The sequence below is a fragment of the Marinomonas sp. CT5 genome, assembly GCF_018336975.1.
Taxonomy (GTDB): Bacteria; Pseudomonadota; Gammaproteobacteria; order Pseudomonadales; family Marinomonadaceae; genus Marinomonas.
The window spans coordinates 4061165-4076499 of the sequence record NZ_CP025572.1; the positions used below are offsets into that span (position 1 = coordinate 4061165).

Below are 15335 nucleotides of genomic sequence, written 5' to 3' on the forward strand. Positions count from 1 at the left end.
TTGAATTCAAATACAACCAAACACCAGTTAAGACCCTATTAAATGCCACGGAAAATATTGTAACAAAACCTCACTTTTGGCTGTTTTTTGTACTATCATATAAAGTACCTTGAACTAATTTATAGGGTGGCTGCTTTGTCAATTTCATCAGTACCATTAAGCAATCCTCTGTCTCTACCTACGCTTTCTGCCTCGGTTGGAACAAATGTGCGCCCAAATTCTGATAGGCCACAAGAACCTGTTCAACTTTCAAATCAAGCGAAGCAAAAGCTAGCGCAGTCAGCGCAAACACCACTGGAAACGGCTCAGTCAGAAGACAGAGACAATGCAGGAAAAGAATCCGTACAAGTTTCATCAAGTATTGGACGGCTTTCTAGAATTACTGGACTCCAGAGAGAAGAAGTTGCAGCCTTATATAGGTCAATTGATAAACTAACCTAATAAGGCCGAAAAACTCTCTTTCAAATTAACTAAACGTCAATGTATAACCATTGGCGATTAGAGATTCAGCTTCACGCTGAAGGTTAGCTAGTGTCAAAGGCCGACTGTCCAACCATCCAGGCAAGAACTCTGCATGAAGGCTTTTGTTATCTGCTTTCAATGTAAAAATTGGCATATCGCCTTCTTTTCGATCATGATGCAGTAAAATGGCTAGCCTTAATAAAATAGACAGTCTGTCTAGATCCTGTTGATCACTTTTCGTAAAACGATAGTCCAACGATTGAGTAAACTTACGGCGGTGTCTCAAAATCAGATTAGCAAGAGCTTGTTGCTCTTGTTGAGAAAAGCCTGGCATATCAGACTCTCTAATAATGTAAGCACCATGTTTATGATATCGACTATGAGAAATACCAGCACCAACTTCATGGAGCAACCCTGCCCAACGCAATAAATCCTCACTAGAGATGCTGTTTAAACCCCAGTCATCTTTGACCTGTGCCAATGCAGATAATGCAGTGTGAGTGACCAATTTAGCCTGCTCTGTATCGATATGATACTGATTCAACATATAATTGACGGTGCGCTCACGAATATCCGAGTCAGCATAGCGCCCCATAATGTCATGTAAGACGCCTTCCCTTAGTGCTCCAAGAGAAAAGTCCATCTGCTTAACATCAAAACACTCAAATACGGCAGTTAAAATAGCCATACCAGCCGCAAAAGTCCCCTTACGTTCGGGTTTCAAGCCAGAAAGCTCTATATTGTCTGCGTGTCCAGCCGCAAACAATGCTTTTTGAATTTGTTTGAGAACTTTAGGAGTGATACCTTTTTTGCTCCAATTATTCTCTTTGGCAATATTAAATACCGCTTTGATCGTACCAGAAGAGCCAATGGCGACATCCCATTTTTCATCCAAATAATCATCTTGAATACTAAGAAGCTCTAACCGAGCTGCAGTAACCGCTTTTTGAAAATTTGATTTTGTAATTGAGCCATCCGCAAAAAAGCGCTGTTTGAAGCTGACACACCCCATATGCAAACTTTCAGTAAGAATTGGCTCTAATTGCTGCCCAATAATAAACTCCGTACTACCACCACCAATATCAACCACTAAACGTTTAGAGTCACCGTGGTCCATGGTTTTCGATACACCAACATAAATAAGTCGAGCTTCTTCTCGACCTGCGATGATCTCTACAGGGTGACTCATGATATCCATGGCCTTTCCAATAAAGTCATAGCGATTTTTAGCGACTCGTAAAGCATTTGTACCAACCACGCGTACTGAACCTGCTGGCATGTCCTCTATGACTTGAGCAAATTGCGCCAGACAGTCTAATCCTCTTTGCTGCGATTCCTCGTCAAGCACTCCCTGATCATCTAAACCAGCCGCAAGCTGAACTTTATCGCCAAATTCACCTGTAATTCGTAATTGACCATGTGTTACTTGCGCGATCACCATATGAAAGCTGTTTGAGCCTAAATCTATGGCAGCTATTTTTTCAAAAGGAAAGTCGTGAGATTGTTGCAAAAAAAGTGATTGCATTCAGAAACCCTTATGTTGCATAAGTCTTAATAAGAACAAGAGTATATCAGTAACCTTTCAATGTCATTGGCAGCAAATAGGTAAATAAGCCTGAGTATTGGATGAATTTTTTATAACATTTTTTAGGTTTTTATGAATAGCAAGAGCCAACCATAAGTTATTACCCAAAAAAACCTAAATTTAATTGGCAAAAAAGCTAAATTTGATCAAAAAATTACCAAAAAGTGGTTTTTTCCCATTTTTCACTATAGACCTCGTCGTTAAGTCGAACTATAGTATAGAAGGTCTTGTTAGTGATTTGGCAGAAATTAATCACATTTAGATTCCAATCAAATTGTTTCGCGCTGTATTGGCTTTGCCCTACCCGGGCTAATTTAAACCTGAACAACAGAATTCTTAATATCCTTTGTTGTGTGTTTTTTGATGCCGAGTAGCTGATACATTGTAAAATACTTCCAGACACAAATTATTGTTACCAATTAATTAACATAATTCCGTCAATATTCCTCAAATGAGCAAATACAAAACCCATTTTATGAACCTTACCGACTTAAAACAGAAATCAGTACACGAACTTTTAGAAATCGCATCGGAAATGGGCCTAGATAATATGGCTCGTTCTCGCAAACAAGATGTTATTTTCTCAATCCTAAAGCGTCATGCCAAAGGTGGGGAAGACATTTATGGTGACGGTATCTTAGAGATTCTTCAAGATGGCTTTGGCTTCCTTCGTTCACCGGACTCCTCTTATTTAGCGGGCCCTGACGATATTTATGTTTCTCCAAGCCAAATTCGACGCTTTAATCTTCGCACAGGCGACACTATTGCCGGCAAGATACGCCCACCTAAAGATGGCGAGCGATACTTTGCCTTATTAAAAGTAAATGAAATTAACTTTGATAAGCCCGAAAGTGTTCGTAACAAAATTCTTTTTGAAAACTTAACACCTTTATTCCCTGATGAACGTCTACTGATGGAAGCTGGTAATGGCTCTACTGAAGATGTGACATCTCGTATCATTGATCTAGTTGCCCCAATGGGTAAAGGTCAGCGTGCATTGGTCGTTTCTCCGCCAAAAGCGGGTAAAACCTTCATGTTGCAAAACATTGCGAACGCCATTACTCGCAATAACCCTGAATGTCATTTAATTGTGTTACTGATTGACGAACGTCCTGAAGAAGTAACCGAAATGTCTCGTACCGTTCGCGGAGAAGTGGTCGCCTCTACATTTGATGAGCCACCCGCTCGTCACGTCCAAGTGGCTGAAATGGTAATCGAAAAAGCAAAACGCTTAGTGGAACACAAACGTGATGTGGTTATTCTTTTAGACTCCATTACTCGTTTGGCACGTGCTTACAACACCGTTATCCCTTCTTCTGGCAAAGTACTAACCGGTGGTGTGGATGCCAACGCTCTAGAACGTCCAAAACGTTTCTTTGGTGCAGCTCGTAACATCGAGGAAGGTGGCAGCTTAACAATTATTGCAACGGCTCTTGTTGATACTGGCTCTAAAATGGATGAAGTTATCTTTGAAGAATTTAAAGGTACTGGTAACTCCGAGCTACACCTTGACCGTAAAATTGCAGAAAAACGCACTTTCCCTGCAATCAATATTCGTCGTTCTGGTACTCGTCGTGAAGACTTACTAACCTCTGAAGACGAACTTCAGCGTATGTGGATCCTGCGTAAATTATTGAATCCTATGGAAGATGTAGCCGCAACCGAGTTTCTAATTGATCGTCTTAAAGTCACTCAAACTAATGATGAGTTCTTTGAGTCCATGAAGGGTAAAAACAAATAAGCATATATTGCTGCGGCAAAAAACCTGCCATAAAAACCACTTCCCGAAGTGGTTTTTTTTTACTTACATAATCTAGCCATTGCTTAACAATGTCTGCCCACTTTCTGCTTAAGGTAAGTGTGACCTATATTGGAGTCATCTAAATGAAAGAGATTACCGCGACGGTAAACAATGTTGAATTGATCAACCAAAATGTTTATCAAATCACCTTAATAACAGAAGACCTGACCTTCACCGCAGGCCAATATGTCATGATAATGCTACCAACAGGAGAGCAGGTACCCTACTCTATTGGCAGCGCCCCACATGAACTACCTTATTTAACACTATATATTCTAGCTCCTGACGCAACGTCACTTGCTAATAAAGTGATTGAGCATGTTCAATCCAACAAGACGATTAGAATAAAAGCACCAGGCGGTGACTGCCACTTAGCAAATGGCATTTTAGAGTCCAACCCTGAGCATATTTTATTGCTTGCAGGAGGCACCGGTTTTGCTCAAATAAAAAGTCTGTTTAGTGCTTTGGTAGAACAAAACTTTTCAGGGAACGTTTCTTTTTATTGGGGCTTAAGAACCGCTAATGATGTATTTTCCCAAGACTGGCTTGAAGAAGCACACAAGTACTCTCCCTTCACGCTAGATGTTATCGTCAATGAAAAAGGTGATAATTGGCAAGGTAGAAGTGGCTGGTTATATGAAGCTGTTTTAGCAGATCACCCAGACCTCAGTAATAGCGTCGCTTTTCTCTGTGGCTCAGTTGGAATGGTCTATGGCACTTTGGATCAATTAGAACCAAAAGGTTTACGTGCAGAGCGTTGCTTTTCTGACGTATTTGCTTATGCCCCACACCCAGATAAACCGGTACTCTAATACTATTGATAAAAAAAGTGCCAAATAAACTTGGCACTTCCTTTTATTTAAACTGTTTAATCCATAACTAAGCTGCAGAACTCACTTCGTCCCACAGTGCTTTAATATTCTCTTGATCAGTACTTTCTACACCTTCAGTTTGAAGAGTTTCTTGAAGTATCTCAGCGAAAGCATGGTCAAATTCTTCTCGCCCTTCACCTTCCACACTACTATGTAGACCCAAAAGCCCTAAAAGGTATGCACAGTAAAATAGCTGATCACCTTCTTCTGCTTGATGTTCCATATCTCGTAATCTGTCACACAACTGATCGGCGCGCTCAGCAAAGGTTATTGTCATATTCAATCTCACAATGTATGAATTTACTATACAAAAAAGCTGGGAATGCCCAGCTTTTAAAAATGTATTTTCTCAAAAGAAATTATATTAAGGCTTTAGCTTTAAAGTCTCTAACGTATTCTCTCGAATAGAAAGAAGTAAGTCTGTATTCTCTACTAATGATTCACCATAAGAAGGCACCATTTCTTTCAATTTCGCTTGCCACTCAGGTGACTCAATACGTTCCGGGAAACAACGCTCTAGAATACCGATCATGGTATTAACCGTTGTCGAAGCTCCTGGAGAAGCCCCCAACAACGCAGCAAGTGAGCCGTCCTCTGTCGCTATCGCTTCTGTCCCGAACTCCAATTTACCGCCCGTTTTATCATCTTTTTTGATAATCTGAACACGTTGCCCTGCGTACGCAAGCTCCCAGTCTTCATCTTTCGCATCAGGGAAGAACTGACGCAATGAGTCACAACGATCCTTATGGGATTGCATAACTTCGCTAATCAAATAACGGGTCAAGTCCATATTACTTTTACCCACACTTAACATGGGTTTGATGTTATCAAAACGAATACTTTTAGGTAGATCGAAAAAAGATCCTGTTTTTAAGAACTTCGTTGTAAAGCCAGCAAAAGGACCAAATAAAATAGCCTTTTTTCCATCAATAATTCGTGTATCTAGATGAGGAACAGACATTGGTGGCGCTCCAATAGGTGCCGCGCCATAAACCTTAGCAAAGTGCTGTTCCACTAATTCTGGTTTTTCACAGACAAGCCACTGACCACTTACAGGGAAACCACCAAAGCCTTTTCCTTCTTTTACTTCGGCCTTTTGTAGTAATGGCAACGCACCACCACCCGCACCTAGAAAAACAAATTTGGCGTCTATAACTTTACGAGCGCCATTTTGCTCGATCGTGACATCCCAACGTCCATCAGACCGTTTTTCCAAGTCTCTAACTTCACTGTTTAAGCTCAGTTCAAAATTATCTAACCCTTCAAGGTGTTTACTCATATTGCGAGCAATAGCACCAAAGTTCACATCTGAACCATGTTCGATACGTGTGGCTGCAAGCGGCTCATTACCATCACGATTCTGCATGACAAGAGGCATCCACTCTTTTAACTTGTCACGATCCTCTGTGTATTGCATTTCTTTAAAGGCAGGATGCGCACTCATGGCAGCATAACGAGCTTTTAACATTTTGACGTTACGCTCACCCCAAACGAAACTCTGATGAGGCACTCGATGAATAAATTCCTGTGGGGCTGGCATTAAACCTTGCTTTACAAGGAAAGACCAAAATTGAAGGCTAACTTCAAAAGCTGCGTTAATTGTTACTGCTTTATCGATATTAACGGAGCCGTCAGCATTTTCAGAGGTATAGTTAAGTTCACAGTACGCTGCATGCCCTGTCCCTGCATTATTCCAGCCATCTGTGCTTTCTTTTGCAATATTGTCTAATCGCTCAACCATTAGCATGGTCATGTCAGGGTCTAATTGCTTGAGTAACACTCCTAGAGTAGTGCTCATTGCACCGCCGCCGACTAGTAAAACGTCTACAGAATTTGAGGTCATATGATTTCGCCGTGTCATAGCCAATTGTGGATTTGAGAGAGATACAGAAAAGAGGCTTTTGGCCAGCAGTAAATATAGGAAGGCACTGCTTTGATTTCTTCACCCTCTCCTCAGAACGCCTTTGCTCGTATGCCGAAAGTTCACAAACAGTCAGTCTAATAAGGGATTCTGAGCAGGTGTTACTCAATTATACGGATTTTGAAAGTAATGTCTTGAGACCTTAGTATAAGAATGTAGATATATTCACATTTCAATTTTCATGATAATGCCATTTTTATTGACTTTAGCGACAATAAGGCCGATTTTAACAACATTAATAAAAAACATGCTTCGATTTTGCTGCTATATTTAAAAAACAATATTCAGTATAAATATACTAAATCCTCTAATTTAGAAAACGAGGAGTACGCAATGAAAGCACAAGATATCATGATAAAAAATGTCATTTGTGTTGACATGGACGAGCGCCTCCCAAACATTAGAAAGTTAATGGAAAGCCATGGTTTTCACCACTTACCCGTCACAGAAAAAGGAAAATTAGCAGGGATTATTTCCGATAGAGACCTATTACGGCTTATCAGCCCTTTTATAGATAGTGTCTCAGAACAAACAAGAGATTTAGATACCTTAAATCGTGCTGCTCATCAGGTAATGACACGTCAACCCATTACGGTTAGAGCAGACACCAGTATCGAGGATATTATCACTTGGTTTAAACGAGTCGATATCTCCTGTCTTCCCGTTGTAGACGAAGACAATACGGTTATTGGAATCATATCTTGGCGCGATCTTTTGAATCACGCCACATTCTAAAAACTAGTGAATGTTGCCCTGATCACCAAGAGAACCTAACAGATCTTTTTCAGTGAATTCGTATTGCTCTGCACAGAACTGGCAGTCAACTTTCACGCTACCTTGTTCAATAAGGATTTCACGCACTTCTTCTGTTCCTAATGACAAAATCGCATCCAATGTACGCTGACGAGAGCAAGAGCAACCAAACTGCATGGGCTTAATGTCGTACAAACGAACTTCTTCTTCATGATATAAACGATGCAACAACTCGCTGGTTTCAAGACCAAGCAACTCGTCTTCTTTCACCGTTGAAGCCAAATGAGTCAGACGCTCCCATGCGTCTTCATCACCTTCTTTCGCCTGCTCTTCAGGCAAACGCTGCAAAAACAAACCACCACATTGTGTGCCATTTGCAGCCAACCAAACTCGGCTGGGTAACTGTTCAGATTGAGAAAAATATTGTTCTAGACATTCAGCTAATGAGTCACCAACAATTTCAACAATACCTTGGTAACGCTGTCCGTTACGAGGTTGTATTGTGATCACTAAATAACCACCATCCAATACTTCCTTTAACGATATAGTATCAGGGATAACTTGACTTTCATCCCATTGCGCAATACCACGAAGGTTTTGCTGCTCATCACATTCAGTCATTAAGGTAGATAAAAAACCATTACCTTTTGCCTGTATCGATAGCACACCATCTATTTTGATGATATCTCTTAACAGAGCAATCGCAGCGACAAATTCACCCAACAGTTTTTCTACCGATAAAGGATATTGTTTACGCTTAATAATTTCTTGATAAGCATCATTTAACAATACTCGCTCACCACGAACGTTACTGTTATCAAAAGAAAAACGCTGAATTTCGTTTTTGGTTACATTATTCACAAAGCACACCTTGCTCAGGTCAAAGACCTGAATAAAAAGTTCAAATTAATATTGGCGCCATTTTACCCTTGAGTCAGGCAATCATCCACTTTAAACCGTGTATTAACTTGGAATATGCATGCTTGCTATTTCGTTTAGCTTAGCAGCACTCTAAAATGTTCGACATTATGTTTTCTATTGAAACGCACAACATCACTTCTCATTAAGAGAGATAAGAGATTCTTAGATTTTATGATCCAATTTACTGAAGTTAGTTTACAGCGCGGCACTCAGTTTCTCTTGGAAGAAACCGACCTCACTATTTTCGAAGGTCAAAAAGTCGGTCTGATTGGTGCTAATGGAGCAGGCAAATCCTCTCTATTCGCCATGATCAAAGGCGAGTTGCATGCCGATACAGGTGAAGTCATCTTACCTGGACAGCGTCGCATAGCGTTCATGGCTCAAGAAGTTGAAGAAACACAACGCAGCGCTTTGGATTATTGCCTAGATGGTGACGATAAATTAAGAGAAATTGAGCGCAACATTGCCAATGCCAAAGCAAATGGTGACGATCATGCCCATGCCAGCTGGTTAGGTGAATATGAAAATGCCCATGGCTACACAGCCCAATCACGAGGTGAAACGCTACTCCAAGGTCTAGGCTTCAAAATGAGCGACATGCAAAGGCCGGTGTCTGATTTTTCTGGTGGCTGGCGCATTCGCCTTAATCTTGCCAAAGCATTAATGTGTCCTTCTGATGTGCTGCTCCTAGATGAACCAACCAACCACTTGGACTTGGATGCCGTTATGTGGCTGGAAAATTGGTTACGCCAATACCCAGGCACCTTGTTATTAATTTCTCATGACAGGGATTTCTTAGACGGCATTTGCAGTCACATCGTTCATCTTTATCAGAAAAAACTGGTTCTTTATAAAGGCAACTATTCAGATTATGAGCGTCAGCGGGCAGAACACCTAGCACAACAACAAGCCAACTACGAAAAACAACAAGAAAAACGTGCTCATCTACAGCAATACGTTGATCGTTTTCGTTATAAAGCGGATAAAGCAAAACAAGCCCAAAGCCGTTTAAAAATGCTTGAGAAAATGGAACTCATTGGCCCTGCACATATTGACTCTCAGTTTGAGTTTTCCATTCCTGTTGCCGAGAAAACATCACAGCTATTAGTCAATCTATCTCAGGCGGATTTAGGTTACACCTCCGAATCTGGAGAAAAGACCATTCAATTAGGCAACACCAACTTTGCCCTGCGAGATGGCCAGCGCATTGGCTTACTTGGGCCCAATGGCGCCGGTAAATCTACTCTAATTAAATCCATTGTCGGTGAAATTAATGTCTTAGCAGGTGATCGGATTTTAGGTGAGAACCTGAAAATTGGTTATTTCTCACAGCACCAATTAAGCGCGCTCGACTTAGAAGCGTCGCCTGTTTTGCATATCCAACGGCTCACTCCAAAAGCTCTGGAAAGTGATATTCGTCGCTATTTAGGTGGTTTTGGCTTTATTGGTGACGACGCGCTGCGAGCAGTAAAAGGTTTTTCAGGGGGTGAAAAAGCCCGTCTGGCCTTATCATTAATTTCTTGGACTAAACCAAACTTATTGGTACTCGATGAGCCAACTAACCACTTGGACATCGAAATGCGTCAAGCATTAACAGAAGCCTTACAAGAGTTTCCAGGCTCTATTTTGTTGGTATCCCACGATAGACATTTACTGAACAGTACCGTTGATGAATTCTATCTTGTTGCAGACCATCAAATTCAGGCATTTGATGGTGACCTACCAAGCTATCATGCATGGCTACAGGCACGACAAGCCAGTGCCGCACAACTTGAAAAAGGTGAGTTCGCCGAAGATAAAGTAGACAAAGTCGATCGCAAAGAAGAACGCCGTAAAGCGGCTGAATTACGCGAGAAATTACGCCCTCTGCGCAAAAAAATTGAGAAACATGAAAAAGCTGTGCAGACAGCACAAGCACATTTAGATGAAATATCTGAAGCTATGGCAGATGCTACGCTCTATGAAGCCGACCAAAGAAGCAAACTGCAAAGCTTACTTAGTGATGAAGCTAAGTGGAAAAAGTCTCTAGAAGAAAATGAAGATGCTTGGTTCGAGGCACAAGAGGAACTGGAAGAAGCAGAAGCGCAACTTGTTTAGATGCGATATAAAACAAATAAACGCTAGGAATCCGTAAATTTTGCCCTAACACAAAGCTTTTTCACGGGCTCTGACATAATATTGTAACAATACTAAAATACACTCATGAACAGCGAAAAGGAGAGATACTGGATGACGTTTCCATACACTCGTATGCGCCGCATGCGTAAAAATGATTTTTCTCGCCGCCTGATGCGAGAGCATCACCTTACTGCAGACGATTTAATCTACCCCGTGTTTATTCTTGAAGGCGATAATGTGCGCGAAGCGATTCCTTCCATGCCAAACATTGAACGTCTTTCTATTGACTTACTTTTAGAAGAAGCTAAAGAACTTGTCGAGCTGGGCATACCTACCATCGCACTCTTTCCTGTTATTGAAAGTGATAAGAAGTCCTTGCTTGCTGAAGAAGCTTATAATCCGAATGGCTTGATACAACGTGCTGTACGTGCATTGAAAGAGGCTTTTCCAGAACTTGGAGTATTAACAGATGTTGCCCTAGACCCTTACACTACTCACGGTCAAGACGGCATTATTGATGATTCAGGTTACGTAATTAATGACATCACCGTCGATACGCTTGTGAAACAAGCTCTTTCTCACGCTAAAGCAGGCGCTGATGTGGTTGCCCCTTCAGACATGATGGATGGCCGAATTGGTGAAATTCGTGATGAACTCGAAGCCGAAGGTTTTATCAATACGTTAATCATGGCTTATGCCGCTAAATACGCATCCGCTTATTATGGCCCGTTCCGTGATGCTATCGGCTCAAGTGGCAACCTTGGTAAAGGGAATAAATTTACCTATCAAATTGACCCAGCTAACTCAAATGAAGCAATACGTGAAGTGATGCTTGATATAGAGGAAGGTGCGGATATGGTTATGGTAAAACCAGGTATGCCATATCTTGATATTGTACGTCGAGTAAAAACAGAACTCGAAGTACCGACATTTGCTTACCAAGTAAGCGGCGAGTACGCCATGCACATGGCCGCTTTTCAAAATGGTTGGCTAGATAAAGAGACAGTAATAATGGAATCGCTCCTAGCATTCAAGCGCGCTGGAGCAGATGGCATCCTGACTTACTTTGCAAAAGATGCAGCACGCCTGTTGAAAGCTAAGAACTAACCACTTTTAGTAAAAATAAACACACAGAATCGGTGACCAACAGGCTGCGTTGGTGTAATTTGTTAGTATATGCCTACATACTGTAGGCAAAGGAACAATGATACCAACAACACAATAAAACGGTATTTAGAGAGAATGAAAACGCATGTCTGAGCAGTCGGTGAACGAAATAGATAAAAAAGATCACATTCCCAGTCCACCTCTAGCAGAGTTGGATTCTGAGCTTGTTTTAGAACCTATTCCTGAACAGCCACAAGACCCTAATAAGATTTCCATTGAAGAACGTGTTCCTGAAGAAATCGATTTGGCGGATCCTGAGCTCTACTTCAACCGCGAACTAAGCCACTTACAGTTCAACGCGCGTGTGCTTGAACAAGCGATGGATGAAAATCACCCAATCTTAAATAGATTGATGTTTCTGTGTATCTTTAGCTCAAACATGGACGAGTTTTTCGAAATTCGCGTAGCTGGTCTAAAAAGCCAATTAGAGTACAGCCGTGAAAAGAATGGACCTGATGGCATGCACCCGAAAAAAGTGCTGTCTTTAATTAGTGAACATGCTCACAAACTCGTTCGTCGTCAGTACCGTATTCTCAACGATATCATTTTACCTAAGTTGGCAAATGAAAATGTTAAATTCATTCGCCGGACTGTCTGGAATGAAAAACAAGCCGCATGGGTAAAACGTTATTTCCGCGACAATGTGTTGCCTATCATCAGCCCTATTGGGCTTGATCCAGCTCACCCGTTTCCAAGATTGGCAAACAAAACATTTAACTTCGTGGTGGAATTAGAAGGTCGTGATGCCTTTGGTCGTGAGAATGGCCTTGCCATTGTTCCCGCACCTAGCTCGCTACCTCGATTAGTTAAATTGCCAGATGATGTATGTGAAGGAGGAGATAACCTTGTCTTCCTTTCTTCTATTATTCACGCCCACGCCGATCAGTTATTTCCAGGTATGACAGTTAAGGGGTGTTTCCAATTTCGTCTGACTCGTAATGCCGATTTAGAGGTAGACTCTGACGACATTGGTGTCGATTTGGCAGGTGCATTGCGTACGGAGTTACAAAGCCGTCATTACGGCAGCTCTGTACGATTAGAAATCGCAGAAAACTGCCCCCTTCACATAGTCGACTCTTTGCTCAAGCAATTTGACCTTGAACAACAAGACTTGTATCGCATAGATGGCCCCGTAAACCTTAGCCGACTTATGGCTGTATTAGAATTGGTTGATCGTCCGGATCTGATGTACGCTCCTTTTTCTCCGGGATTACCTAGAAAGCTAGCAAGCTCTGGGGGGTTATTCGAAGCTATTCGTCAGCGTGATTATTTGCTCATGCATCCTTTTGAAAGTTTTTCGCCGGTTATTGATTTATTGAGCGAAGCGGCGAAAGACCCAAACGTTGTGGCAATTCGTCAAACACTTTATAGAACTGGCTCTCGTTCACCTATTGCCAATGCCTTAGTTGAAGCGGCACGTAACGGCAAAGAAGTTACCGTCGTTATCGAATTACGTGCACGTTTCGACGAAGCGGAAAACTTGGCATTAGCAAGCCGCTTACAGGACGCTGGAGCCATCGTGGTTTATGGGGTCGTACGTCATAAGACTCACGCTAAAATGATACTAATCGTCCGTAGAGAAGGAGCAGACCTAACTCGCTACGTTCACCTAGGAACTGGGAACTACCATGCAGGTAATGCTCGCCTTTACACAGACTATAGTTTTATGACTTGCAATAAAGAAATTGGCGATGATGTTCATCGCGTCTTTCAGCAACTCACAGGCATGAGCAAAGAATTGAAAGTGAAAAAATTATTGCATGCTCCATTTACCTTACGTGACCGCCTGTTAGATATGATTAACAGAGAAGCTGAAAACGCACTGAAAGGTGATCCATCTCGCATCATTATTAAAGTCAACTCATTAACTGAGCAGAGACTCGTTCAGTCACTTTATAAAGCCTCTCAAGCAGGTGTCAAAATAGACTTAATTGTTCGTGGTATCTGCACTCTACGTCCAGGTATTAAAGGCATTTCATCTAATATTCGAGTACGAAGTGTTATTGGACGCTTCTTAGAACACACTCGTGTGTATTATTTCTATAACAATCGTAATCCCCAAGTTTACCTTTCTAGTGCGGATGGCATGGACAGAAATCTAAACAACCGAATTGAAGTAGCCTTTCCCCTTCAGGATTATAAACAAACCCGCCGAGTGAAAAAGGAACTTGAGTACTATTTAACGGATAATACACAAAGCTGGATTCTTCAAAGCGATGGTTCGTATCAGTTATCCAAACCACGAAAAGGTGAATATCGCAGTGCACAACGTGCATTACTTAGCGAATTAGCTGATAACACTCGATAATAGTTTAAGAGCATACTTAAGCATCGAAGCCCAGATTGATAAGCTGGGCTTTTTTGTGAATAAAAACAGAACTTCTCCTCACCTCTTATACCAGTCAATATACAGAAAATCTTAACTTTACTCTCAACCTAACCTTAGATCACTTACTAAACTTAGAAATACGACCGTACTCTATCCACTAACGACAACTGTATATAAAGTAGACAAAAACAGACATACAATGAGTAAGAATAATGAAAGATTTATTCACTAGAAACAGGACAATCCTATGAAAAAATTCTCAAAGTTGTTTTTACCCCTAGCATTAGTACTACCTCTTGCCGTACAGGCACAAACAGTTGAACTAACCACAATGAATTGGTCACCATTTTATGGAGAAAGTTTAAATAAAGGAGGCTTCATTACTGCCATTGTTCAAGAAGCACTTGTTGAATCTGGCTATGACAGCGAAATCGAATTTACTGGATGGCAAACAGCTCTAGACACGACAAAAATTGGCAAAAAAGATGCTCTAGTAGGTGCCTACTATTCTGAAGAACGAACAAAAGATTATCATTTCTCAATACCTATTTATACGGTTCTTATAGGTTTAATCAAAAAGCCAGATTTTCAACTGGATAATTACTCTTCATTCGAATCTATTGACCAATACAATATTGCAAAATTAAAAGGCTCTGTAATTGGCAAATCATTTGATAACTTTGCATTCACAAATCTAAGAGAATACCCAGAAGTGGCAGATGCTGTAAAAGCATTAAACTCTGGTGAAGTTCAGCTGTATGCAGATAATCTAGCTGTTGCAAAAGAGGCTGCTAAAGAAGAAGGAATTGATGGATCTCAACTGCAAATTCTTATGCCTCCGCTGGAAGAAAATGACTTATATCTATTGATTTCAAAATCGATTCCAAACGGTGAAGCAATACGCGACGCATTTAACAAAGGACTAATCTCACTCCAAGCATCTGGTCGCTATAACGAGATCTTAACAGAATTTAATCAACAATAAATTGACCGCTCCTCTGAAATGCAACTCTAACGCCATCATGCGGATCTGCTTTCAGAGGAATTACCTCAAAACTGAATATTTCCTTCCACTAAGCCTGCGTAACCCTCCCTTTATCCTGATTCATGCCATCTTGATATTGGAATCGCGCTGACGCGTTGAGCTTGCGAAACAGGCGCCAGCGAAACAATGCAAGATGACATTTCCTACAGACAAAAAACTCCATACGCACGAGGAAGCAATTCTATTACACCGCCAATACGAAAAAACCCCGCCCTGCTTGGCAGGACGGGGTTCTTTTCAATATAAAGCTTGACGACGACCTACTCTCACATGGGATCTCCCACACTACCATTGGCGATGGCGCTTTTCACTTCTGAGTTCGGGATGGGATCAGGTGGTTCAACGCCTCTATGATCGTCAA

At 41.3% G+C, this 15335-nt stretch carries 12 protein-coding genes and 1 rRNA gene; 8 read left to right on the top strand and 5 right to left on the bottom strand.

Annotation, left to right across the window (positions count from 1 at the left end):
• Positions 1 to 135: 135 nt before the first annotated feature.
• Positions 136 to 441, top strand: coding sequence for a hypothetical protein (locus C0J08_RS19375; RefSeq protein ID WP_212653536.1), 306 nt, complete (start codon positions 136 to 138; stop codon positions 439 to 441).
• Between the two features lie 25 nt (positions 442 to 466).
• Here C0J08_RS19375 and ppx read toward each other — a convergent pair whose 3' ends face one another.
• Positions 467 to 1987 (bottom strand): exopolyphosphatase, encoded by a 1521-nt coding sequence (gene ppx, locus C0J08_RS19380; RefSeq protein ID WP_212653537.1) that lies wholly within the window; start codon positions 1985 to 1987, stop codon positions 467 to 469.
• Between the two features lie 535 nt (positions 1988 to 2522).
• On the opposite strand from ppx, the gene rho reads away from it, so the two are divergent.
• Complete coding sequence (rho, locus tag C0J08_RS19385; protein ID WP_212653538.1) at positions 2523 to 3788, top strand: transcription termination factor Rho; 1266 nt, start codon at positions 2523 to 2525, stop codon at positions 3786 to 3788.
• A 143-nt stretch (positions 3789 to 3931) separates the two neighbouring features.
• Positions 3932 to 4660: an NAD(P)H-flavin reductase gene (locus C0J08_RS19390; protein WP_212653539.1), complete on the top strand. Its 729-nt coding sequence runs from the start codon at positions 3932 to 3934 to the stop codon at positions 4658 to 4660.
• 67 nt (positions 4661 to 4727) lie between these two features.
• On the opposite strand, the gene C0J08_RS19395 is transcribed toward C0J08_RS19390, so the two are convergent.
• Entirely contained in the window at positions 4728 to 4997 is a 270-nt protein-coding gene (locus tag C0J08_RS19395) for a YfcL family protein (RefSeq protein ID WP_212653540.1), read from the bottom strand.
• A gap of 87 nt (positions 4998 to 5084) precedes the next feature.
• Positions 5085 to 6629, bottom strand: a complete 1545-nt coding sequence (gene mqo, locus C0J08_RS19400; RefSeq protein ID WP_502711637.1) for a malate dehydrogenase (quinone) — start codon at positions 6627 to 6629, stop codon at positions 5085 to 5087.
• A gap of 345 nt (positions 6630 to 6974) precedes the next feature.
• On the opposite strand from mqo, the gene C0J08_RS19405 reads away from it, so the two are divergent.
• Positions 6975 to 7376 carry a CBS domain-containing protein gene (locus C0J08_RS19405; protein ID WP_212653542.1) on the top strand — a complete coding sequence of 134 codons (402 nt, stop codon included), beginning with the start codon at positions 6975 to 6977 and terminating at the stop codon, positions 7374 to 7376.
• Between the two features lie 3 nt (positions 7377 to 7379).
• On the opposite strand, the gene hslO is transcribed toward C0J08_RS19405, so the two are convergent.
• Positions 7380 to 8255, bottom strand: a complete 876-nt coding sequence (gene hslO, locus C0J08_RS19410; protein WP_212653543.1) for an Hsp33 family molecular chaperone HslO — start codon at positions 8253 to 8255, stop codon at positions 7380 to 7382.
• 231 nt (positions 8256 to 8486) lie between these two features.
• Here hslO and C0J08_RS19415 point away from each other — a divergent pair, with 231 nt between their 5' ends.
• The 4 genes from C0J08_RS19415 (at position 8487) to C0J08_RS19430 (ending at position 14914) form a co-directional block, all read left to right on the top strand.
• Positions 8487 to 10412, top strand: coding sequence for an ATP-binding cassette domain-containing protein (locus C0J08_RS19415; RefSeq protein ID WP_212653544.1), 1926 nt, complete (start codon positions 8487 to 8489; stop codon positions 10410 to 10412).
• Between the two features lie 132 nt (positions 10413 to 10544).
• Positions 10545 to 11540, top strand: a complete 996-nt coding sequence (gene hemB / locus C0J08_RS19420) for a porphobilinogen synthase (protein WP_212653545.1) — start codon at positions 10545 to 10547, stop codon at positions 11538 to 11540.
• Between the two features lie 145 nt (positions 11541 to 11685).
• A complete protein-coding gene (gene ppk1 / locus C0J08_RS19425; protein WP_212653546.1) occupies positions 11686 to 13908 on the top strand; it encodes a polyphosphate kinase 1 in 2223 nt (740 codons plus the stop codon).
• Positions 13909 to 14176: 268 nt separating this feature from the next.
• Positions 14177 to 14914 carry a substrate-binding periplasmic protein gene (locus C0J08_RS19430; protein ID WP_212653547.1) on the top strand — a complete coding sequence of 246 codons (738 nt, stop codon included), beginning with the start codon at positions 14177 to 14179 and terminating at the stop codon, positions 14912 to 14914.
• 307 nt (positions 14915 to 15221) lie between these two features.
• On the opposite strand, the gene rrf is transcribed toward C0J08_RS19430, so the two are convergent.
• Positions 15222 to 15335: ribosomal RNA gene (gene rrf / locus C0J08_RS19435) — 5S ribosomal RNA — on the bottom strand.